Origin of the sequence: Paraburkholderia sp. HP33-1, assembly GCF_021390595.1 — a bacterium.
GTDB lineage: Bacteria > Pseudomonadota > Gammaproteobacteria > Burkholderiales > Burkholderiaceae > Paraburkholderia.
On sequence record NZ_JAJEJR010000003.1, the window covers coordinates 213387 to 236517 of the forward strand.

The 23131-nt window shown below is 63.3% G+C and carries 23 protein-coding genes; 7 read left to right on the plus strand and 16 right to left on the minus strand.

The features are described from left to right. Positions 1–48: 48 nt before the first annotated feature. Together L0U81_RS28065 and L0U81_RS28070 are read left to right on the plus strand one after the other, a co-directional pair. Complete coding sequence (locus L0U81_RS28065; protein WP_233808338.1) at positions 49–432, plus strand: lipocalin-like domain-containing protein; 384 nt, start codon at positions 49–51, stop codon at positions 430–432. 123 nt (positions 433–555) lie between these two features. Further along, the gene (locus L0U81_RS28070; RefSeq protein ID WP_233808340.1) at positions 556–945 is read left to right on the plus strand and encodes a lysozyme inhibitor LprI family protein; all 390 of its coding nucleotides are present in this window, start codon (positions 556–558) and stop codon (positions 943–945) included. A 96-nt stretch (positions 946–1041) separates the two neighbouring features. Here the strand turns inward: L0U81_RS28070 and L0U81_RS28075 are convergent, their stop codons facing one another. Genes L0U81_RS28075 through benA form a run of 5 tightly spaced genes read right to left on the minus strand, consistent with a single transcriptional unit; the run spans position 1042 to position 5983 of the window. Then, entirely contained in the window at positions 1042–2259 is a 1218-nt protein-coding gene (locus tag L0U81_RS28075) for a benzoate/H(+) symporter BenE family transporter (RefSeq protein ID WP_233808341.1), read from the minus strand. Between the two features lie 32 nt (positions 2260–2291). Further along, on the minus strand, positions 2292–3083 hold the full coding sequence (locus L0U81_RS28080) for a 1,6-dihydroxycyclohexa-2,4-diene-1-carboxylate dehydrogenase (protein ID WP_233808342.1): 792 nt from the start codon (positions 3081–3083) through the stop codon (positions 2292–2294). Further along, positions 3080–4102, minus strand: coding sequence for a benzoate 1,2-dioxygenase electron transfer component BenC (gene benC / locus L0U81_RS28085; RefSeq protein ID WP_233808343.1), 1023 nt, complete (start codon positions 4100–4102; stop codon positions 3080–3082). The genes L0U81_RS28080 and benC overlap by 4 nt, the downstream gene beginning before the upstream one ends. 25 nt (positions 4103–4127) lie before the next feature. Continuing rightward, on the minus strand, positions 4128–4619 hold the full coding sequence (gene benB / locus L0U81_RS28090; RefSeq protein ID WP_233808345.1) for a benzoate 1,2-dioxygenase small subunit: 492 nt from the start codon (positions 4617–4619) through the stop codon (positions 4128–4130). Continuing rightward, entirely contained in the window at positions 4616–5983 is a 1368-nt protein-coding gene (benA, locus tag L0U81_RS28095; protein ID WP_233808347.1) for a benzoate 1,2-dioxygenase large subunit, read from the minus strand. The genes benB and benA overlap by 4 nt, the downstream gene beginning before the upstream one ends. 444 nt (positions 5984–6427) lie before the next feature. Here benA and L0U81_RS28100 point away from each other — a divergent pair, with 444 nt between their 5' ends. The 5 genes from L0U81_RS28100 (at position 6428) to L0U81_RS28120 (ending at position 10702) form a co-directional block, all read left to right on the plus strand. Next, positions 6428–7345, plus strand: coding sequence for a LysR family transcriptional regulator (locus tag L0U81_RS28100; protein ID WP_233808348.1), 918 nt, complete (start codon positions 6428–6430; stop codon positions 7343–7345). A gap of 296 nt (positions 7346–7641) precedes the next feature. Next, positions 7642–8415 (plus strand): ABC transporter substrate-binding protein, encoded by a 774-nt coding sequence (locus L0U81_RS28105; protein WP_233808349.1) that lies wholly within the window; start codon positions 7642–7644, stop codon positions 8413–8415. A gap of 82 nt (positions 8416–8497) precedes the next feature. Further along, positions 8498–9187 (plus strand): ABC transporter permease, encoded by a 690-nt coding sequence (locus L0U81_RS28110; RefSeq protein ID WP_233808350.1) that lies wholly within the window; start codon positions 8498–8500, stop codon positions 9185–9187. Then, positions 9184–9897 (plus strand): ABC transporter permease, encoded by a 714-nt coding sequence (locus tag L0U81_RS28115; RefSeq protein ID WP_233808351.1) that lies wholly within the window; start codon positions 9184–9186, stop codon positions 9895–9897. Before L0U81_RS28110 ends, L0U81_RS28115 begins: the two co-directional genes overlap by 4 nt. A 37-nt stretch (positions 9898–9934) precedes the next feature. Then, positions 9935–10702 carry an ABC transporter ATP-binding protein gene (locus tag L0U81_RS28120; RefSeq protein ID WP_233808352.1) on the plus strand — a complete coding sequence of 256 codons (768 nt, stop codon included), beginning with the start codon at positions 9935–9937 and terminating at the stop codon, positions 10700–10702. Between the two features lie 100 nt (positions 10703–10802). Here L0U81_RS28120 and yicI read toward each other — a convergent pair whose 3' ends face one another. From yicI to L0U81_RS28180, 11 genes are all read right to left on the minus strand, one after another. Further along, positions 10803–13127 (minus strand): alpha-xylosidase, encoded by a 2325-nt coding sequence (yicI, locus tag L0U81_RS28125; RefSeq protein ID WP_233808355.1) that lies wholly within the window; start codon positions 13125–13127, stop codon positions 10803–10805. 62 nt (positions 13128–13189) lie between these two features. Then, positions 13190–14260: an ABC transporter ATP-binding protein gene (locus tag L0U81_RS28130; RefSeq protein WP_442793463.1), complete on the minus strand. Its 1071-nt coding sequence runs from the start codon at positions 14258–14260 to the stop codon at positions 13190–13192. Between the two features lie 43 nt (positions 14261–14303). Continuing rightward, entirely contained in the window at positions 14304–15116 is an 813-nt protein-coding gene (locus tag L0U81_RS28135) for a carbohydrate ABC transporter permease (RefSeq protein ID WP_233808358.1), read from the minus strand. 1 nt (position 15117) lies between these two features. Then, complete coding sequence (locus tag L0U81_RS28140) at positions 15118–16056, minus strand: carbohydrate ABC transporter permease (protein WP_233808359.1); 939 nt, start codon at positions 16054–16056, stop codon at positions 15118–15120. Positions 16057–16148: 92 nt separating this feature from the next. Continuing rightward, on the minus strand, positions 16149–17360 hold the full coding sequence (locus L0U81_RS28145; RefSeq protein WP_233808360.1) for an ABC transporter substrate-binding protein: 1212 nt from the start codon (positions 17358–17360) through the stop codon (positions 16149–16151). A 278-nt stretch (positions 17361–17638) separates the two neighbouring features. Then, positions 17639–18676 (minus strand): substrate-binding domain-containing protein, encoded by a 1038-nt coding sequence (locus L0U81_RS28150; RefSeq protein WP_233808362.1) that lies wholly within the window; start codon positions 18674–18676, stop codon positions 17639–17641. Positions 18677–18955: 279 nt separating this feature from the next. Then, positions 18956–19312, minus strand: a complete 357-nt coding sequence (locus tag L0U81_RS28160) for a Rieske (2Fe-2S) protein (protein ID WP_233808368.1) — start codon at positions 19310–19312, stop codon at positions 18956–18958. A gap of 3 nt (positions 19313–19315) precedes the next feature. Then, positions 19316–19627 (minus strand): YciI family protein, encoded by a 312-nt coding sequence (locus L0U81_RS28165; RefSeq protein WP_233808373.1) that lies wholly within the window; start codon positions 19625–19627, stop codon positions 19316–19318. A 5-nt stretch (positions 19628–19632) separates the two neighbouring features. Then, entirely contained in the window at positions 19633–20505 is an 873-nt protein-coding gene (locus L0U81_RS28170; RefSeq protein WP_233808375.1) for an intradiol ring-cleavage dioxygenase, read from the minus strand. 47 nt (positions 20506–20552) lie between these two features. After that, complete coding sequence (locus tag L0U81_RS28175; protein ID WP_233808377.1) at positions 20553–21620, minus strand: maleylacetate reductase; 1068 nt, start codon at positions 21618–21620, stop codon at positions 20553–20555. A gap of 7 nt (positions 21621–21627) precedes the next feature. Next, a complete protein-coding gene (locus tag L0U81_RS28180) occupies positions 21628–23094 on the minus strand; it encodes an aldehyde dehydrogenase family protein (protein WP_233808386.1) in 1467 nt (488 codons plus the stop codon). Positions 23095–23131: the final 37 nt, after the last annotated feature.

Below are 23131 nucleotides of genomic sequence, written 5' to 3' on the forward strand. Positions count from 1 at the left end.
AATCGAACCAAATCTTGCCAAATTCGTGGACGTTTCTGAGGACATCAGATGCAAACTCTATCTGGAACAACATGGAAGTTGGTCGAAGCATTTGCCTTCGATGAAGAGGGGCACGAATTGTCGCCCCCGCTGGGGAAATGCCCGATGGGTGTCGTCATGTTCGAGGCCGAACGGATGATCGTGGCTGTGATTGATGGAAGTTCCTCACTGCCCACAGATATTCAGAGGGTATTCGCCGCCTACAGCGGCAGGTATAGCTTTGATGGAATGGAACTTGTTACAAGCGTTGACGGCGCATCCGATCCTGATCTGGTGCAGCAGCAGATCCGTCACATACATTTCGAGAGCCCCACGCGCATTGCCATTACGCCAAAGAACAGAGTAATAGGCCGAGATGCAGGCCTGAAGTTTGTGTGGGAAAGGATCAGCTAGCGGGCATCAACGGTCAGTCAGCGGTCGCAGTTACATCGATGACAATGACGCTGGAACGGTATGCTTTCGGCAGAATCAACGGCGTGCCCCGTTCGATAATCATCAAGGAACAGAAGCTCCCAAATGAAGACCCGCTTGCTATGGAAGCTGGTGTGTATCGCTGCCGCTAGTTTCACCATGATCGCCGATGCGCAGCAGCCTGTTTGCCACAATGACGGATCGGGCGTTGATGCTGCCGTCTGTGCGCACGAAGATTTCGTGCGGGCTGACGCGCAGTTGAACGATGCTTACCAAGCAGCGCTCAACATGGTAGGTGCCGATAGCGAACGAGCCGATGCGAGAGCAGCGTTGGTGGCTGCACAACGGGAATGGATCAGGTTCCGTGACGCAGACTGTCAGGTGCAGGATCGCATCTTTCAACATGGAACAATGCGCGAAGCGACTGTGCAGTCGTGTCTAAAGGATTTGACAGAACAACGGACCAAAGAGCTGAAACAGCTTTGGCTACCGTAGCTGAACGGCCGCTATCGGCAAACTGGAAGGACCGTTCCGGGTCGGCAGCCGTCCCTTTCCCCGGAATTGCTCGAAGAACCTTAAGTCATCGATTCGTCATCGGTTCGCGAGCACCTCGCGTCGCACCTTGTTCAGCACGAGGTAAGCGAAAGAGCCGATCACGATGCCCCAGAACGCGGAACCGAGTCCGAGGAACGTCATACCCGACGCGGTTGCCAGAAACGTAATGACCGAGGCCTCGCGATGGTCCTCGTCCTGGATCGCGCCCATCACATTCGAGGTGATCGCGCCGATCAATGCGAGGCCCGCCAGGATCGCGACGAACTCCTTCGGCAGCATCCTGAACAGCGCGACGATCGCGCCGGCGAACGTGCCGCCGATCAAATAGAACACGCCGTTCGCAATGCCCGCGATATAGCGCTTGTCCGGGTCGTCGTGCGCATCCTTGCCGGTGCATAGCGCCGCAGTGATCGCGGCGATCACGATTGTGATACCGCCGAAAAACGCCACGCCGATCGACGCGATGCTCGTTGCGGTGATGATCGGCCGGGCCGGCGTGTGATAGCCGGACACGCGCAGAATCGCCATCCCCGGCAGGAACTGCCCCGTCAGACTGACGACGACGAGCGGCAACGCAAGACTCAGCGTCGAACTCAGCGTCCATTCGGGTTTGATGAAGATCGGCCGCGTGAGCTGCAGCGGTAGCGCGCCCAGATGCGCGGCGCCGAGCGCGATGGCGAGCGCCGTGCCCGTCAGCAGCACCAGCACGATGCAATAGCGCGGCAGCAGCCGCCGGAACACGATGTACGCGCCAATCATGCCGAACGCCAACGCGGGCATCGACGACGCCGCCTTGAACGCGTGCGTGCCGAACTGCAGCAGGATGCCGGCCATCATCCCGCAGGCGATGCCCTTCGGAATGCTGCGCACCAGCCGGTCGAAATAGCCCGACACGCCGATCAGCAGGATGATCACGGCCGCGGTGAGGTACGCGCCCACCGCCTGATGCAACGTCAACACCGGAAACAATCCGAGGAGCAGCGCGGTGCCGGGCGCGGACCACGCGGTGACGACGGGCACTTTCAGCTTCCAGCTCGTGAAGATGCCGGAGACAGCCGCGCCGATCGAGATGCCCCATACCCACGAAGCGACCATCTCGTTGGGCATGTGTGCCGCTTGCGCCGCCTGGAAGAAGATCACGAGCGGGCCCGCGTACGAAATCAGCACGGCCAGAAAGCCGGCCACGATGGCGGACACGGACCAGTCGGCCGCAACGGCGCGCGTGCTCGGCGCCTGGCTAGGGGTGGGGTTCATTGTCGATGTGGGTCAAGGCGGCCCGCCGCCCGTTAGCCCTGATCGCCGCCGCCAACCGGCAGCACGGTACCGGTGATATACGACGCTTCGTCGGAAGCGAGGAACAGGATCGCGCCGACCTGTTCGTCGATCGTGCCGTAGCGATGCATCAGGCTCGACGCGATCGTCTGATCGACGATGCCCTGATACCACGCCGCTTCCTGCTCGCTTTGCGGTGCCGTATTGCGCGGCACGCGGCGCGGCGGCGCCTCGGTCCCGCCGGTCGCGACCGCGTTGATGCGGATGCCGTGCCCGGCATGCTCGAACGCGAGGCTCGCGGTCAGCGCGTTGACGCCGCCCTTCGACGCCGCATACGGCACGCGATAAATGCTGCGCGTCGCAATCGACGACACGTTGACGATCGCCCCGCTCGCACGCTTCAACATCGCGGGCAACACCGCATGGCAGCACCACAGCGTTGGGAACAGTGAACGCCGCACCTCTGCCTCGATCTGCTGCGCTTCGTACTCCTCGTACGGCTTTGCCCAGATCGTGCCGCCAACGTTGTTGACGAGCGCGTCGATGCGGCCGAACGCATCGATCGCGAACGCCGTCATCGCGGTCGCGCCCTCGTAGGTTTCCAGGTCGGCGATAAACGCGCGCGCGTCGCCGCCTGCGCGCGTAATCTCTTCGGCCACCTCGTGCACGATCGGCGAGCGGTCGACCAGCACCACTGCCGCGCCCTCACGCGCCGCGCGCAACGCGACGCCACGGCCGATACCCTGGCCCGCGCCAGTCACGACGAGCACCTTGCCCTTGAAGCGATCGATGAAGGTCGAAGTCATGCTACGTTGCTCGCCGAAAATTTTTCGTAGTAGAAGTTCGCGGGCTCGACGCTGCTGTCGCGCAGCCAGCCCTGCACCGCTTCGACCATGGCGACCGGGCCGCACAGGTAGACATCGACGTCGCCGTCGTTCAGCCATTCGCTGTCGACGTGCGCAGTCACATAGCCCTTGCGCTCGTGATTGCTCGCGGCATCTACGACACAAGTGCGATAGCTGAAATCCGGCAGCGTGCGTTGCGCTTCTTCGATCTGTTCGAGCGCGACCAGATCGATGTCGTGGGTCACGCCGTACACGAGCCGCACCGGCTGCGTGTTGCCGCTCGCCTTCAGCACGTCGAGCATCGACAGGAACGGCGCGATGCCGGTGCCGCCCGCGAGGAACAGCACAGGACGCTGCGGATCGCGCAGATAGAAGCTGCCATATGGACCCGTGAAGCCGATGCGCTGACCCGCTTGCGCGTCCCGGCTCAGATAGCCGCTCATCTTGCCGTCCGGCACGTTGCGCACGACGAACGCCGCGCGCGTCGCGCCCGGCGCCGAGCTGAACGAATACGACCGGCTCTCGCCGCTCACGCCCGGAATCTCGACGTTCACGTATTGACCCGCGAGAAAGCTCGGCGCGCTCGCGCCGTCGATGTCGATCGAGAAATGAATCGTCGAATCCGACAGCCGTTCAACCGCCGCGAGCGTGCCTTCGAAACGCGACACACCGGTCTTGCATGCAGCCGACGACGCCTGCACGCGAATCACGAGATCCGAGCGCGGCCGCGTCTGGCACGCGAGGATATAGCCCTGGCTCGCTTCTTCGGGCGTCAACGCATCCTCGACATAGCTCGACTCGGGCATCTCGTACGCGCCCGATTCGCACAGCCCGCGACACGTGCCGCACGCACCTTCGCGGCAATCGAGCGGGATGTTGATCTTCTGCCGGTACGCGGCATCCGACAGCGTTTCATTCTCGCGGCAGCTGATAAAGCGCGTAACGCCGTCTTCGAACTGAAGAGCAATAGTGTGTTCCATGACCTGTCTCCTGCGACCGCACCGGCTAGATGTGGTAGATATCGATGACCTGATTGATGTAGTCGTTCTTCAGCACGACGTACTTGCTCAGGATTTGCGGCTGCGCGCCATTGAAGTCGATCACGTAGCGCGACATGCCGAAGTAGCTGTAGTTCGTCCTGTAGCGATGGCTCAGCGTGTGCCAGTTGAAGCGCACCGTGCAGACGCCGTTGTCCTCGCTCTCCACTTCGACGTTGGCGACGTTGTGGCTCGTGCGCGTATCGGGCATCGTCGCGCTCGAACGCTCGGTCTTGATACGGAACACGCGGTCTTCGAGACCCTGGCGGTTCGGGTAGTAGATCAGCGAGATCTCGCGCTGCGGATCGGTGACGAGCTTGTCCTCGTCGTCCCACGACGGCATCCAGAACGATGCGTCCGGGTGATAGCAGGTCAGCCACTCGTCCCACTGCTCGTCGTCGAGCAGACGGCTTTCGCGGAACAGGAAAGCCTGAATATCGGTGATGGCGATGTTGCTCATGCGCGGCTCCCCGGCGCGTTCAACGCCTTTTTCATCGTGTCGATCCAGTAGCGGTGCTGCACCGTGTAGAGACCTTCGTCCTCGGTCTTCACGCCGCTCATCACGGGGTTCAGGCCGATCTTTTGCGCGGCTTCGTCGGCGCCGTCGATCCAGTGCTTCGAACCGCGGGACATGTCGTTCCATTCGACCGCGCGGCCCGCGTAGCCCAACTGGCAGGCGCGGAATTCCTCGAGATCATCTGGCGTGGCCATCCCGCTCACGTTGAAGAAGTCCTCGTATTGGCGGATGCGGCGCGAGCGCGCTTCGTCGGATTCGCCCTTCGGCGCGATGCAGTAGATCGTCACCTCGGTCTTGTCGACCGACAGCGGCCGCAGCACGCGAATCTGCGAGCCGAACTGGTCCATCAGGTAAACGTTCGGATAGAGGCACAGGTTGCGCGAGTTCTGGATCATCCAGTCCGCGCGCTCGGCGCCGCAGCGCGCGGCGAATTCCTCACGTCGGCTGAAGTTCGGGCGGTCTTCGGGATTGGACCAGCGCGTCCACAGCAGCATGTGACCGTGCTCGAACGCGTAGAAGCCGCCGCCCTGACGGCCCCAGCTACCGGCATCCATCGCGCGGATCTTGTCTTCGCGCGCGTTCTCTTCCTTGCGATGGTTGGTCGTCGCCGCGTAATTCCAGTGCACGGCCGACACGTGATAGCCGTCCGCGCCGTTTTCCGCGGTCAGCTTCCAGTTGCCTTCGTACGTATAGGTCGACGAGCCGCGCAGCACTTCGAGGCCCTCTTCCGACTGGTCGACGATCATGTCGATGATGCGCGCGGCCTCGCCGAGGAAGGTCTCGAGCGGCGGCACGTCATCGCTGAGGCTGCCGAACAGGAAGCCGCGATAGTTGCCGAAGCGCGCGAGCTTCTTCAGGTCGTGCGAGCCTTCCTTGTTGAAGCAGTCGGGATAGCCCGCGTCCGCGGGGTCTTTGACCTTCAGCAGCTTGCCGCTGTTGTTGAAGGTCCAGCCGTGGAACGGGCACGTATAGGTCGCCTTGTTGCCGCGCTTGTGGCGGCACAGCATCGCGCCGCGGTGCGTACAGGCATTGATGAACGCGTTCAGCTCGCCCTGACGGTTGCGCGCAATCACGACCGGCTGACGGCCCATGTAGGTCGTGAAGTAATCGTTGTTGTTCGGAATCTGGCTCTCGTGCGCAAGGTAGATCCAGTTGCCCTCGAAAATGTGCTGCATTTCGAGTTCGAACAGACGCTCGTCGGTAAAGGCGCTGCGATGCAGGCGGTAGTCGCCGCGCTCGCGGTCTTCCACGAGAAAGTCGTCGATGTTTTTCAGTTGCGGAGTGTGATCCGGGTAGATCGGAATCATGCGTGTCTCCTGATTCGGACAGTCGGTATGCGTGCGACGCACGCGTATAGGGAGCGGCCTGCCTGCAGGGAGGCCGGGGCCGGTTGGTCTTTCACGTCGGGGAGAGGAGGCGGTGCGCCTCTGGTATGGCGTCAGTCCGTGGCGCGCGGGCGCTCGACCTTCGGCACGGGAAGTGGGCTATCGGTGGACAACCCTTTCATCAGGGTTTCGATTTCAGCATGTCGCATTGCTGCTCCTGGACTCTTTCTAGGTCTTGGATCCCATGCGCGAGGGCTGGCCTGCGCAGTCTCCGTGGGGACCGACCGACGCTTCAGACCGGGCCGAGGTGTCAATGCTCGGGAGGTATAATTTGCGGGGCGTCTGCGGTAACTGAAGGATAGTTGCCCGCCATTTGCATCGTCCAACACTGATTTAGTATCGCGACGATACTTAGAAGGTATTTCTATGGAATTGCGCCACCTGCGCTACTTCGTGGCCGTCGCCGAGGAATGCAATGTCACCAAGGCCGCCCTTCGTCTGCACATTGCGCAGCCGCCCTTGAGCCGGCAGATCCAGCAGCTCGAAGAGATGCTCGGGGTGCAGCTGTTCGAGCGCAACTCGCGGCCGCTGAAGCTGACCGAGGCCGGCCGCTTCTTCTATTCGCACGCAGTCCAGCTGCTCGCGCAAACGTCGGAAATCGAGGCGATGACGCGGCGCGTCGGCAAGATCGAGCGCAGTCTGTCGGTCGGCTTCGTCGGCTCGACGCTGTACGGCATGCTGCCGAAAATCATTCGCCGCTTTCGCACCGAGAACAGCACGGTCGAGCTGAGCCTGCACGAGATGTCGACGATGGATCAGATCAAGGCGCTCAAGGAAGGCCGCATCGACGTCGGCTTCGGCCGCATTCGCCACGAAGACCCCAGCATCCGGCGCGTCGTGCTGCGCGAGGAACGGATGATCGTCGCGCTGCCGCTCGGCCATCCGCTGATCGACGCGAAGCCGGTGCTGTCGCTGCACGAGCTGACGAGCGAAACGCTGATCATCTTCCCGAAGGCGCCGCGGCCGAGTTACGCGGACCAGGTGCTCGCCGCGTTTCACGATCGCGGCCTGAAACCGCAGCGGCTCTACGAGACGCGCGAGTTGCAGATCGCGCTCGGCCTCGTCGGCGCGGGCGAAGGTATCTCGATCGTGCCGGCCAGCGTGTACGGCTTGCAGCGCGGCGACGTCGCGTACAAGGATCTCGACGATCAGAATCTCGTGTCGCCGATCATCATGAGCATGCGCATGCTCGATGAATCGGCCGATATCCAGCGCATGCTCGAGCTCATCTATGCGTTGTACGACGAAGAGCAGATGAGGTATCTGCCGCCTGCGCATCAGTAGCTCGGGCCGACCGTCGTCGCAACTAAGTTGTATGGACAAGATACCGGTCACGGTATAGACCGCGGGTATACGCGAAAATCCTGACTGTATCCGCACCCTTTCAATCTTCCTGCGAAGTATGTCCATAAAGGCTTTCACTCCAATTTCCGCCTTCATCTCAACACCCCTGTAGGCACTAACCCTGATTGCCGCTCGCTACTCGCCCGGGATAATTTGTCTATACAACATCGCACATCGGAGCATGGCCTGGCCGCCCCGCTCTCGATTTCACGTTAGACATCCATCCCGGAGACTTTATGAAGAAACTTGCCTTGTCCCTCGTCCTCGCGCTCGCTGCCAGCGGCGCCTTCGCCAAAGATTGGTCCACGGTCCGCTTCGGCGTGGATGCGAGCTACGCGCCGTTCGAATCGAAAGCGACCGATGGCAAGCTGGTCGGCTTCGACGTCGACCTCGGCAACGAAATCTGCCGCCGTCTGAACGCGAAGTGCGTGTGGGTCGAGCAGGACTTCGACGGCATGATCCCGGCGCTGAAGGCAAAGAAGTTCGATGGCGTGCTGTCGTCGATGTCGATGACGCCGCAACGCGCCGAACAGATCGCCTTCTCGTCGAAGCTGTTCAACACGCCGACACGTCTCGTCGCGAAGCAGGGCTCGGGCATCCTGCCGAGCGCCGACTCGCTGAAGGGCAAGACGGTGGGCGTCGAACAGGGCACCATCCAGGAAACCTACGCGAAGACCTACTGGGAGCCGAAGGGCACGAAGGTCGTGCCGTACCAGAACCAGGACCAGGTCTATACCGACCTGATCTCGGGACGACTGGACGCAGCGCTGCAGGACGCGGTGCAGGCTGACCAGGGCTTCCTGAAGACGCCGCGCGGCGCGGGCTTCGTGTTCGTCGGCAAGGACATCGACGATCCGAAGATCCTCGGTAACGGCGCCGGCATCGGCATGCGCAAGGAAGACGCAGATCTGAAGACGAAGGTCGACAAGGCGATCGCCGACATGATCAAGGACGGCACCTACAAGAAGATCGAGAAGAAGTACTTCGACTTCGACGTGTACGGCGGCTAAGTCCGCACCCACGAGCCCGCTCCCCCGATCGGCAGGCACCGCGCGCATGCGCGCGGTTCGCTCCTTCATCAAGGACACTCCCATGCTTTTTCACGGCTTCGGTCCGCTGCTCCTTGCGGGCACGTGGGTAACCATCAAGCTCGCGGTGCTGTCGCTCGCGGCGTCTTTTGCGCTGGGTCTCGTCGGCGCCGCCGCGAAGCTCTCGACCAACCGCGTGATCTCGCGCATCGGCACCTTGTACACGACGCTGATCCGCGCCGTGCCCGATCTCGTGCTGATGCTGCTGCTGTTCTACAGCATCCAGATCTGGCTCAATGAGCTGACCGACATGTTCAGCATCGAGCAGATCGACATCGATCCTTTTCTCGCCGGCGTCATCACGCTGGGCTTCATTTACGGCGCGTACTTCACCGAAACCTTCCGCGGCGCGTTTCTCGCCGTGCCGCGTGGGCAGATCGAAGCGGGCTTCGCGTACGGTATGAGCGCGCGGCGCGTGTTCACCCGCATCCTGTTTCCGCAGATGATGCGTTTCGCGCTGCCCGGCATCGGCAACAACTGGCAGGTGCTCGTGAAGGCCACCGCGCTCGTGTCGATCATCGGTCTCGCTGACGTGGTCAAGGCATCGCAGGACGCAGGCAAGAGCACGCAGTCGTTCTTCTTCTTCACGCTGGCGACCGGCGCCATCTACCTCGCCATCACCACCATTTCGAATCTGGTCCTGAACCGCCTCGAGAAGCGCTACTCGATCGGCGTACGGAGGGCCGCGCTGTGATCGAACTGACTCGTCAATACTGGCAGAACTACCTGTTCACGGACGGATTCAACACCACCGGCCTCGTCATCACGCTGTGGCTGCTGGTCGCCTCGATCGTGCTGGGTTTCGTGCTGGCCGTGCCGCTCGCGATCGCGCGCGCGTCGCGCAACCGCTACATTTCCGGGCCCGTCTGGCTTTACACCTACATTTTCCGCGGCACGCCGTTGTACGTTCAGCTGCTGTTGATCTACACGGGGCTCTACAGTCTGCATTTCGTTCATTCGCACGAACTGCTCGACGGCTTCTTTCGCAATGCGATGAACTGCACGCTACTCGCGTTCGCGCTGAACGAGTGCGCGTACGCCACGGAGATCTTCGCGGGCTCGATCCGGGAGACCTCGCACGGAGAGATCGAGGCGGCTCAGGCTTACGGCATGTCGAAATTCAAGCTGTACACGCGCATCATCCTGCCTTCGGCGCTGCGGCGGGCACTGCCCTCGTACAGCAACGAGGTGATCCTGATGCTGCACGCAACGACACTCGCGTTCACCGCAACCGTCCCGGACATCCTGAAGGTGGCGCGCGACGTCAACTCCGCCACCTACGCGACGTTCCAGGCGTACGGCATCGCGGCGATCCTGTACGCGTCGATCGTGTTCGCGCTGATCTGGGGCTTCCGCAAGATGGAAATCCGTTTGCTGGCTTATCTGAAACCGCAGGGGCATTAAACCCGGGCGCCTTCGCGCCATGATGGAGCATACGAGCATGTACAAGCTGACGGTCGACGACCTGCACAAGAAGTTCGGCGACAACGAGGTATTGAAGGGCGTCTCGCTGAAGGCGAAGCCGGGCGACGTGATTAGCCTCATCGGGTCGAGCGGCTCCGGGAAAAGCACCTTCCTGCGGTGCATCAACTTTCTCGAATCGCCGTGCTCCGGGCGTATCACGCTGAACGGAGAGGAAATCAACACGAGCAGGGATCGCAACGGCTCGCTGCGCGTGACCCTCCCGAAGCAGTTGCAGACGATGCGCACGCGTCTGTCGATGGTGTTCCAGCATTTCAATCTGTGGGCGCATATGACGGTGCTCGAGAACATCATCGAGGCGCCGATCAGCGTACTGGGATTGAGCCGGGCGCAAGCCGAAGAGCGCGCTCGCATGTATCTGGCCAAGGTGGGTTTGCCGGCCAGCACCGAGAAGAAATATCCGTCACATCTGTCGGGCGGTCAGCAGCAGCGCGTCGCGATTGCCCGCGCGCTTGCGATGGAGCCCGAGGTAATGCTGTTCGACGAGCCGACTTCGGCGCTCGACCCTGAGCTCGTCGGCGAAGTGCTGCGCGTGATGCAGGCGCTCGCCGAGGAAGGCCGCACGATGATCGTCGTCACGCACGAGATGGGCTTCGCGCGCAACGTATCGAATCATGTCGTGTTCCTGCACCAGGGCAAGATCGAAGAGCAAGGGCATCCGCATGAAGTGCTGACGAATCCGCGTAGTGAGCGGTTGCAGCAGTTTTTGGCGGGGCGGTTGAAATAGGGGCGGCGGGGTATGGCGCGTCGTTCAGCCTCGCACCCTACCCCGAATCGTCTCCAGAACGACTGCGCCACTCACCAGGTTGCACTGGTCTGCGCGCTGTTCACAGATACACCGTGTGTTCGCTGTCTCCCTCCGGCAGCACGAGCATCATGCCCGACTCGTGTGACCGCGCCTCGAGGCCGCCCGCATCGCGCAACGCCGGCCACTGCCGTAAAACCAACGGCAATCCTGCTTTGACGCCATGACTTCGAATCTGCAGGATATCGTCGCTGCGCGTCACGCTCACTTTCGTCACCGCCGCACCGTCCGGGCCGCGCAACGTCACGCTAGCCGATTTGCCCGAATCCAGCTCGAACAGGTGCAGCTCGCTGTGCAACGCATAATCGTAATCAGGGCGCTGGTTCTCGGTTCCGATCGCGAGCAGCGTGTTCGGCCGCACGTACAACGGTAGGCTCAGAAATCCGTGCTGTTCGCGCACCCACCTGCCGCCCTCGACTTGCGTGCCGGTGAACAGATGGGTCCAGCGCCCCGCCGGCAGCCAGAAGTCCACGTCGCCCGCGGCATTGAACACCGGCGCCACCAGTAGCGCGTCGCCGAGCAGATACTGGCGGTCCAGGTAATCGCAGGCCGGGTCGTCCGGAAACTCCAGCAGCATGGCACGCAACACCGGCGTACCGTGATCGACCGCCTGCCGCGCGGCGTCGAACAGATAGGGCATCAGGCGCGACTTCCATTCGGTGAAATGGCGCACCACGTCTACCGCTTCTTCGTCGAACAACCATGGAACGCGGTACGACTTGCTACCGTGCAGGCGGCTGTGACTCGACAGCAGCCCGAATGCGCACCAGCGCTTGTAGACGTCAGCCGGCGCGGTGTGCTCGAATCCGCCGATATCGTGGCTCCAGAAACCAAAGCCGCTCAAGCCTAGCGAGAGGCCACCGCGCAGGGTCTCGGCCATCGACTCGTAGGTCGCGCTGCAGTCGCCGCCCCAATGCACGGGCAACTGCTGGCTGCCCACGGTCCCGGAACGCGCGAACACCACCGCCTCGCCCTCGCCGCGCACCTCGCGCAACACGTCGAACACCACCTTGTTGTAGAGGTAGCTGTAGTAGTTGTGCATCTTCTGCGGGTCGGAGCCGTCGTGGTAGACCACGTCGGTGGGAATTCGCTCGCCGAAGTCCGTCTTGAAGCAGTCGACACCCATCTCCAGCAGTCGCCGCAAATGATGCGCGTACCATTGCGCCGCGGCCGGGTTCGTGAAGTCGACGATGCCCTGGCCGGGCTGCCAGCGGTTCCACTGCCAGACGTCGCCGTTCGGCTTGCGCAGCAGGTAGCCCTTCGCCTTGCCTTCAGCGAAGAGCGGCGAGGGTTGCGCGATATACGGATTGATCCACAGGCAGATCTTCAGTCCGCGCGCCTTCAGCCGAGCCAGCATGCCTCGCGGGTCCGGAAAGGTCTCGCGGTTCCACTCGAAATCGCACCAGTGGAAGGCCTTCATCCAGAAGCAGTCGAAGTGGAACACGTGCAGCGGGATGCCGCGTTCGGCCATGCCGTCGATGAAGTGGTTCACGGTGGCTTCGTCGTAATTCGTCGTGAAGGACGTGGTGAGCCACAGGCCGAACGACCACGCGGGCGGCAGCACGGGCCGCCCGGTCAGTTGCGTGAAGCGCTCGAGCACGGTTTTCGGCGTGGGACCGTCGATCACGTAGTATTCGAGCCGCTCTCCGGCCACGCTGAACTGCACTTTCGCGACTTTCTCGCTCGCCACTTCAAACGACACGTTCTCCGGGTGATTCACCAGCACGCCGTAACCGCGGTTGGTCAGATAAAACGGCACGTTCTTGTACGCCTGATCGGTGCCCGTGCCACCGTCGCGGTTCCAGCTCTCGACCACCTGGCCGTTCTTCACGAATGCGGTGAAGCGTTCGCCGAGGCCATAGACGTTTTCGCCAACGCCCAGATCGAGCCGCTCGAACATGAATGCGGCGCCGCCCAGGTTTCCATCGTGGACCTGGCCGCTCGCGCGAAAGCCGCTGCCGGTGATCCGCTCGCCGTCACGCAGGAAATCGACCGACCAGTCGCCCGACTTGACGACGCGCACTGTGAGCGAGCCGCTGGTAAGGCTCGCCTCATTCGCGGCGTTGCTCGTCACCACGGCCCCAGGCTCGCGGTTGAGCGCGAAATGCGGGCCACGGTCGAGCGCGCCGGAATAGTGTTCGACGCGCACACCGATCACGCCGCTTTGCGGCGAAAAGAAGCGCCACGTAAAGAGCCCGGTATCGAGCTGTCGTTCGCGGTTCGATACGTCACGGGGCGCCACGTGCACGAGCAGTTCGTCGCCGACGATCTCCACGCTGTGCGGTGCCGCCGAATACGACACGTTCAGGCCATCACGGATCAACCAGTTGCCATCGCTGATTTTCATTTACCTGTTCTCGATATGTATTCATTGCTGGTTCCGCGAAACGCGGAACGCCTGCTGTTCGCCTACAGCGCGCGCTCGCTGTTGCGGTCGAAAACATGGACGTGCTCGCTCGCGATGTCGAGACCGAACGCCTCGCCGCTTTCGATCGCGCATACCCCGGCTTGCGCAACCAGCACGGGCGCCGCAACGCCATCAAGCTTCACCGTGACGAAGCTCATCGAACCGGTGGACTCCACCACATCGACCACGCCACGCAGGCCGCCGGCACCGCGCTGCAGGCGCAGGTGCTCGGGACGCAGGCCGATCCAGACCTCGGCGCCCGCCGGCAGCGAGCGGCCCAGCGCGAGCGTCTGCCCGTTCGCGCCGCCGAACTGCGCGGTGTATCCGTCGGGACCGATCACGGCCTCGATGAAGTTCATCCCCGGGGAACCGATGAAACCCGCGACGAACCGGTTGGCGGGCCGGTGATACAGAGCCAGCGGAGCGCCCTGCTGCTCGACTTGTCCCGCGCGCAGCACGACGACGTGATCGGCCATCGTCATCGCCTCGATCTGGTCGTGCGTGACGTACACCGAGGTCGCGCCAAGGCGCTGGTGCAGCTTGCGGATCTCCGTGCGCATGTGCACGCGCAAGGCTGCATCGAGATTCGACAGCGGTTCGTCGAACAGAAACACCTTCGGATTCCGGACGATGGCCCGGCCCATCGCCACGCGTTGGCGCTGTCCGCCCGATAGCTGGCGCGGCATGCGCGCGAGCAGATGTTCCAGCCCCAGCGTGCGGGAGACGTTATCGATGCTTTCCCGAATCGCACGTGGCGCCGCGCGCCGCAGCCGCATCGAGTAGGACATGTTTTTTTCGATGTTCATGTGCGGGTACAGCGCATAGCTTTGGAACACCATCGCGACATCGCGCTTGCGCGGCGGCACGTCGTTGACGACCTTGCCGTCGATGCGCAGCGTGCCGCCCGTGATCGGCTCGAGCCCGGCGATGGTGCGCAACAAGGTGGACTTGCCGCAGCCCGATGGGCCGACCAGCGCGACGAAACACCCTTCCGGCACACTGATGTCGATGTCCTTCAAAATCTGAACGGACCCGTAGCTCTTGCTCAGGCGCTCGATCTGTATGCGATCCACAGCCATTCTCCAACCGGCTGACACCGGCAAAAAAAGATATGTGTTACTTGAGCGCGCCGGCGGTCAGGCCAGCAACGATCCTGCGTTGCAGCAGCATGAAGACCGCGAGGATAGGCGTGACGAAGATGGCCGAGTACGTCATGATGCCGATCCAGTCGACCTTGGTTGCCCCGACGAACGCGGACAGGCCCACCGTGGCGGTCTGGTAACGGTCATTGAGAATCAGCGAACGGGCGTAGACGTACTCGCCGAACGATTGCAGGAACACGAGGATCGCCGAAACCAGAATGCCGTTGACCGCAAGCGGCAGAATCACGCTAAAAAATGCCCGCATCGGTGACGCACCGTCGACGAGCGCCGCATCGCGCATCTCGCGTGGCACCTGTACGAAGCTCGGGCGACACAGCACGATATAAAACGGCAGCGTCTTCGTGATCTGCGCGAGCACGACCGCGAAGCGAGGGGTATCGAGCAGACCGAGGCTTTTGAAAGCCGTAAAGATCGGCGTCACCATCAGGCTCGATGGCAGGGCCTGCAACACCAGCACCGTGAAGATCGCCAGGCTGGTCCACCGGTTCTGCACGAACGCCAACGCATAGGCAGCGCCCGTGCCGATCAACACCGTCACTGTCACGGTACCGCACGCGGTCACGAACGAGTTCCACAGGAAGTTGCCCATGCCGCTGTCGCTGAACACCCGCCACAGGTGTGACTGCGGATGCTGCGGCCAGAATGTGGGCGGGAAGTGGAACATCTCGCCCGCGCTCTTGAACGCTGTGATGTACATCCAGTACAGCGGGAACAGATAGGCCGCGGTAATGCACAGTGCGATGACGAACAGGACGTAGCGCTTCATGTCAGAGCATCCTTTCGTTGCGCGTCGAGCGCACGTAGATCACTGCGACGATCAGCACGAGCACCAGCATCATCGTGGCAACCGCGGAGCCCGCCGAGACTTCGAATGTCTGCAGTGAGAGCTGCCACGACCAGAATTGCGCAACCTGCGACGAGTTGGCCGGACCACCCTGCGTGAGCGCCGCGATCAGATCGAACTGCTGCATCGTCATGATTGCGCCTAGCGCGATCACGGCGCCCAGTGTGGCTTTCATCATCGGCAGCGTGATGCCGGTAAAACGTTGCAGCGCGTTCGCGCCGTCGAGTTCCGCCGCTTCGTACAGGTCCGCCGGAATGGCCGCGAGTCCGACCGAAAGGAGGAGCATGTTGAACGGCACGCCGAGCCACACGTTGGCTGCGATCACGGCATAGAGTGACCAGCGAGGATCGGACAACCAGAAGATCTTGTCGTCGAGCACGTGCATTTGCATCAGCACATGATTGAGCACACCGTAGTCGCCGGCGAAGATCAGCTTCCAGATCACACCCACCACGAGCCCCGGCATGATCCAGCCTGCGAGGAACAGGCCGCGCATCAGGCTTGCGAACGGGAAGTCCTGGGCAAACAGCAGCGCCAGCAGGAAGCCGATCAGCACCTGGAAGGTCAGCGACAGCCCGACGAACAGCACCGTGTTCACGGCTACCTGATGCATCTCCGGACGGCTGAACACATCGCGGTAATTCGCGAGTCCGACAAACGGGCGCAGCAACGTGGCAGGCGCCATCAGATCGACCTGCTGAAACGACAGCACGATGTTGTAGACGAGCGGCAGCCCGGCAAAGACCAGCAGATACAGCAGGGCGAACACCGCCAGCGAGATCTCGAAGGCGTGAGCGCGCGGAATGCGGCTCAAAATCCCGGAGACCTGGTCGGACGGGGTTCGTCGTGACAGTGTGTTCATAGCGTTCATCGCTCACAGACGGGACGGTGTCCGAGGGCGGCCGGCGCCAGGTGCCCGGCGCTCGGCCACCTCGATCAGGTCCTTCGCGGTGCCTAGTTCTGGACTTGCTGCACGGTCTTTGCCGCTGCTGCCATCGCCTCTTGCGGTGTGGCCTGATGCGTGATCACAGACTGGATCGCATCGGAGATCGCCTTCGAAATTTTCGGCCACTGCGGGTTCGGTCCGCGGGGACGGGCGTACTGCATCTGCTCGTTGAAGACTTGATACGCCTGCGGCCACTTCGGGTTCTGTGTATTGGTGTCTTTCGACGGCGGCTGCATGCCGAAGTCGTTCCAGTTCCGGTCGCGCTGCGCGTACATGTATTCGAGGAACTGAAAGGCCGTATCCGGGTTTTTTGCGCCGCGCAGGATCGCGTGATTCTGCTCGCCCAGCGCCGATGCGCGCGGGCCACCGGTCTTCTCGACCGGTAGGAGCGCGACGCCCCACTTGAACTTCGCGCCCTGGTCGACGGCGCTCAGTTCCCACGGACCGTCAATGTCGATCGCGGCATTACCGTTGATGAACGTGGCGGCCGCCTCCGACTGGCTATGCGTGAGCGTGTCCTGCGACGCGACCTTGCTGTCCAGCAGCTTTTGCCAGAAGGCCGCCGCCCGAGCAGCGCCCGGATCGCTCAAGCGGTTCCAGTCGGCGCCCGCCTCCTGAACGAACGGCAGGAACTGGAACACGCCCTCTTCGGTGTTGATCGCGGAGAACGCGATGCCGTACACGCCCTTCTTCGCGTCGGTCAGCTTTTGCGCGTCTGTGTACAGCTCGTCCCACGTCTGCGGCGGGTGCTCAGGATCGAGCCCCGCGGCCTTGAACAGGTCCTTGTTGTAGTACATGGCCAGCGTGTTGGTGCCGCGCGGAATCGCATACACCTTGCTGTTCCAGGTGGCATTCTTCAGCGGCCCGGGAAAGATCGTCTTCGCGTCGATGACCTTCGACTTCGCAAGGTACGGCCCGAGATCGAGCAGCGCATTCTTCGAGGCGAACATCGCCGTATTCGGGTTGTCGATCGGCACGACGTCCGGCATGTTGCCGGACATCACGGCGCGCATGGTTTCGTCGTTCAGCGCAGCAAAGCCCACCTTGCGGATTTGCAGATGGACATCGGGATGCAGCTTCGCGAATTCCTGCGCCATCTTCGCGGTGTAGTCGTCGGGCTCGTCCACGGCCCAGACGGACAGTGACGCCGCATGCAGCGGCGCGCAAGAAAGCGAGAATGCCAGACCGATGGCCGCGGATGCGGCAAGTAGCTTCTTCATGCTGTCTCCGTTTTTTTTGCGCGCCGCGACCGCGCTTTGTTCAGATTTTTTTCTTCGAGCCGTGCGGGAGCCCGCTCGTTCAGTTGGCGAAGCAGCACGAGGGTTCGTGCCCTCGCGATCGCGTTTCCGGAAACGTTTCCGGAAACGCTTGAATGATCGTCCCGGAGGGAGGCGTCGTCAAGCCGCCCACGAAAATCGCAATGGCATCTGGCGCAAACCACAATACCCGCCGCCGTGGCGACCGCACGACACAGAGCTCGATGCGTGCGGGCCGACTGCTATCGGCCGGCCTGAGGCGGAGCGCCGTCGTTGTCGCGCAGGGTCAGCGGCCACAGCACCGGCTCGCGCTCGGCTCGATAGGTTTCGGCGAGATCGGGAAGCTGGCCGAGCAGTGCCCGGGCGAGGCGCTGCCCCAGTCCATGGGCATCCAGCGTAAATCCGCTCAGAGGCGGCGCGAGATATTCCGAGACCTCACCGGCCAGCACACCGCCCGAGATCGCCAGATCGCGGCCCGGTATCTGGCCCATCTCGTGAAGCTTTCGATAGGCGCCGATCGCCATGCAGTCGCTCTGGAACATCAGCGCGTCAGGCGCATCGTCGAGAGCAAGCAGCGCCTCGGTCGCCAGATACCCGCCGCGCTCGGACAACCTGTTGCGCTGCACGTATCCCGCGGGTACTTCCAGCCCGTGCTTCTTCATCGCCTTCTTCCATGCACGCAAATAGATGTGCGCCTGCATGGCGTCGCCGTCGGGAATCGCCAGCGCAATGCGCCGATGCCCGCCTGCCACGAGTCGAGCGACGCCCGCGGCAGCAGCCGCTTCGAAGTCGAGATCTACCCACGTGTGCTCGCCGCCCGACTCGCTACGGCCCAATGCGACGAACGGAAAATTGCGGCTCGCGACATAGTCGAGCCGCTCGTCGTGCCGCCGTGTGCCGGCGAGAATCACGCCGTCCGCCTGGCGCCGATCGACGATGCGCCGCAGTCGCGCGAACTCGTCGTCCCAGGACTCGCTCGAGTACATCACGAGGTCGATGCCATGCCGCGACAGCACCGATTGCAGTCCGTCGGCCAGTCTCATGAAGATGCCGAGCGTGTAGGTCTCTTCTTCACGCCGCACGGGAAGCATCAGGCCGACAATGTCGAGCCGGCCCCGGCGCAGACTTGCAGCGGACTTGCTGGGCGCGTAGCCGAGTTCGAGCGCCGCCGCGCGGACACGTTCGCGCGTTTTGGCACTCACCTCGTCGGCGTCGTTCAGGGCGCGCGAAACGGTCGAAATGGAGAGCTTGAGCTCTCTGGCTAATTCCCGAATATCCATGCGCCTGTCTATTGATGAAGGAAATCTGCCCGGGCCTGCGGAGCGAGCCGGATGCGGAAGGCCATAACGGTACGTCACCGGGGGGCTGCTGTCGAGACTCGGACGAGGCGGCGCGAATGGCCTGGACAGGGTCAAGTGTGAGTCTTCGATGCTTTTGATGCCTTCGGCCGCTGGCGTCGCAGCCGGACGAATTCGCCGGGCGTCGTGTCGTTGTCGAGTGCCATGTGAGGCCGCGTCTCATTGTAGTCCCGCCGCCGGATCTCGATCTGGCCTTCGGCTTCAGCCTGCTCTGAGTGTGCGCGACGAGGGGTTCAACACGATCCACGCGTTCCCGTCGACCGCGATGTTCACCGCATCGAGGCTCGCCCCCGCGCACGGTCCTTCGATGCAGTGACCGTCCTCGAAGCGGAACAGCGCGCTGTGATGCGCGCACATCAGTACCTGGGCGCGATAGCACAGCACATCGCCGGGTTCGAAATCGAGCGGCACCGAAAAATGTGGGCAGCGATTCACATACGCCCACACCTGCTCCCCACGCCGCACGACCACGACCGGCACGCCTGCGGCCGTCGCATCGACGACCCGCGCGCCGCCATCGGGCACGTCCGTCAGTGGACAGAGCGGCGTTCCGTTCATCGCTCAGACTCTCCTTTCCGGATTGCCGAGGCTCCAGTCCCACGGACGAATCTCGACGCGATCGAACAGCCCCGCTTGCATATACGGATCATTGCCGACGAACTCCATCACGTCGTCGATACGTTCCGCTTCGACGATCAGCAACGTGCCATTCATCGAATCGCACTGCGGCGCGAGCGTCGGACCGCCTAGGCGCACGAACACGCCACGATGCGTATTGCCGCGCAGCCACTTCCGATGCACCGGACGCACACGCTCGCGTACTTCGCGCATGCCGGGCTTGTCGGTGGCGAATACCGCGAAAAAACGTGCCATCGTCGTCAGCTCCGGTCCAGAACGAAGTCGTAGCGCGCTTCGCGGAACGGTCCATCGAAGCCGAAGCGACGCGCGAGTTCGTGATCCGCGGAGCGCTCACGATAGTCGACCATTAGCGACGGCTTCACGCCGAACACCGCATCGGAGCCCAGATAGGGATCCTCACGATCGAACACATGCGTGACGAGCGTGCGATGCCCCGGCGTATCGATCATGAAATGCAGATGCGCGGGCCGCCACGGATGCCGTCCGGTCGCTTCGAGCATACGGCCGACCGGGCCGTCGGTAGGAATCGGATAGCTGACCGGCACGATCGTCGTAATCGCGTAGCGGCCCTCGGCGTCGGTGCGGAAACGTCCTCGCAGATTGCCGTGCGGCTGCTCGGTGTCCTGCCCCGAGTACATGCCGTTCTCGGCGGTCTGCCAGACGTCGAGTACCGCGTTCGCGAGCGGCTCGCCGTCCGTCGACAGCACGCGGCCATGCACGAGCGCGGGTTCGCCGGGTGTGAACGCAATGTTCTCGCCATACGCACGCTCGGGCATGCCGCGAATATAGAACGGGCCGAACACGGTGGTGTCGGTGGCGCCCGTCGCGAGGCGGTGATTGATCGCGTCGACGAGCATCGACACCCCAAGCGTATCCGACAGCAGGATGAATTCCTGGCGCACGAGGTCGTCGCACATCTTGCCGGTGTCAGTCAGAAAGCGAATGGCCGACATCCACTCGGCCTCGGTCGGCTCCACTTCACGCACGAACGCATGCATGTGCCGCACGAGGCTTTGCATCAGCGTGCGCAACCGTTCGTCGGGCGTGCCCGCGAAGCTTGCTACCACCTGCTCGGTCAGGGCCTGTTCGGCCTCTTTGCTGTCCGTCGGCATGTCTTCCTCCATGAATTGTTTTATGCAGTGTTGTGGTGTACCTGCGCTCAGGCTGGCTCGGCGCCCTGCCACGCGCGTTGCAGCAGCGCACGGATCGCGTCGTGCTCCACGGCACGCGGGTTCGCGTACGGATTCTTGCACGCGAGATCGGCCGCTTCATCGAGACCCTGCTCGGGCATGCCGATCTGCGCGAGCGCCACCGGAATGCCGAGCGCGCGGTTCAGTTCGAACAGCAGCGGCCCCGCGTCGGCCGCGTGCTTGCCGCCGAGCGCGCGTGCGACGCGCACGAGCGCATCGGGCGCGGCCCCGTGGTTGTAGTGTGCAGTATGCGGCAGCATCGCTGCGTGCGTTTGCGCATGCGGCAGGTTGAACGTGCCGCCCAACGTATGACACAGCTTGTGATGCAGGGCCATGCCGACCGCGCCCAGACAGGTGCCCGCGAGCCATGCGCCGTACAGCGCGCGACTGCGCGCTGCGGCATCATCCGGTGCGCGCACGATTGCGGGCAGCGCTTCGCCGAGTGCGCGGATCGCTTCCTCGGCCATCAGGCTGATTACCGGATTCGCGTCTTCGGCATAGAGCGCTTCGACCGCGTGCGCCATCGCGTTGATGCCCGATGCAGCGGAAATCGGCACTGGCAGCGATAGCGTCAGCGACGCGTCGTAGATCACCGTGCGCGGCAGCACGCGCATATCGCGGCCGGTGCGCTTCAGACGTCCTTCAGTGAGACCGTAGATCGGCGTCATCTCGGAACCCGCATAGGTGGTGGGTACCGCGATGATCGGCAGCGACGATTCGAGCGCGATCGCCTTGCCGAGGCCGATCGTCGAGCCGCCGCCGACCGCGACGCAGCAGTCGGCATCGAGCGCGGCGGCCGCGTCGACCGCGGCCCGCGCGACTTCAACCGGCACATGCATCACGGCTTGCGCATGCACGCCCGCCGCGCGCGCCCCGAGCACGTGCGCGACCTGATCGGCCAACGCATGCTGCTCGGGCGTCGCGAGAATCAGCGCGCGCTTCGCGCCGAGCCGCTCGACCTCAGCGGGCAACGTCGCGAGCCCGCCCCACTCGAAAACGACACGCGACGGCGTGCCCTGATAGACGAAGCGCTCCATGCTGGCCTCAGCGCTTGAAATACGGCGGCACGTTGCCGTCGACGTTGACCCAGACCGAGCGCGCTTCCGTATAGTCGTGCATCGCCTCGAAGCCCATCTCGCGGCCATAGCCCGACTGTCCAACGCCGCCGAACGGGCTGCCTGGATTCACGCGCTTGTAGCAGTTGACCCAGCACATGCCCGCATGGATGCGCGCGGCCATCGAGTGCGCGCGCGACAGATCGCGCGTCCACAACCCACTGCCGAGGCCGTAGTCGGTGCCGTTGGCGATCGCGAGCGCTTCGTCGTCGGTACGGAAACGCAGCACCGTGACGAACGGGCCGAACACTTCCTCCTGTGCGACGCGGTCGTTCGAACTCGCGGCTTCGACGACGGTCGGGCGCACGTAGTAACCGTTCGCCAGCGCTGCGTCGCTCGGCGCGGTGCCGCCGGTCAGCACGCGGCCGCCCTGCTGGCGCGCGATGTCGACGAAGGCGAGCACGCGTTCCTGATGCTGCTTCGACGTGAGCGGCCCCATCTCAGTGTCGGCGTCGAGCGGATTGCCGAGCCGGATCGACGACGCGAGCGACACGAAACGTTCGAGGAACTGATCGGCGATGCGCTCGTGCAGGATCAGCCGCGAACCCGCGATGCACGCCTGGCCCTGGTTGTGGAAGATCGCCCACGCGGCGCCGTTGATCGCGTCGTCGAGATTCGCGTCATCGAACACGATGTTGGCGCCCTTGCCGCCGAGTTCGAGCTGCACGCGCTTCAGATTGCCCTGCGAGGCCTCGACGATGCGCCGCCCGGTCGCGGTCGATCCGGTGAAGGCGATCTTGCCGACGCCCGGATGCTCGGCGAGCCGCTGCCCCGCCGTGTGACCATAGCCCGCGACGATGTTGACGACGCCCTCTGGAAAGCCGACCTCGGCCATCAGCTCGACGATGCGCAGCGTGGACAGCGGCGTGATCTCCGACGGCTTCAGCACGACCGTGTTGCCGGCCGCGAGCGCCGGGCCCATCTTCCAGCTCGTGAACATCAGCGGAAAATTCCACGGCACGATCTGCCCGACCACGCCGATCGGCGCGCGCTGCACGTAGTTCAGAAAGCCGGCCTCGACCGGAATCACCGAGCCTTGCAGCTTGTCGGCCATGCCGCCGAAGTAGCGAAAGCATGCGGCGGTGCGAGGCACGTCGAGCGAGCGCGAATCGCGGATCGGGTGGCCCGTGTCGAGCGATTCGAGTTGCGCTAGTTCTTCGGCGTTGGCCTCGATCGCGTCGGCGAGCTTCAGCAGCAGGCGGCCGCGGTCGGCGGCGGGCAGCGCGGCCCACTTCGGGAACGCGCGCGCGGCGGCTGCGACGGCGAGATCGACATCGGCGGCGGTGGCCGCGGCGATCGGCGTGATCAGCGAGCCGTCGTGCGGATTGAGCACGTCGATCGTGCCGCCTTCGACGGCGTCCGTGAAGCGGCCGTCGATGAACAGTTGCGTTTGCATGAATGGTCCTCGGTGAATGCGGGCGCGGGGCTCTTCA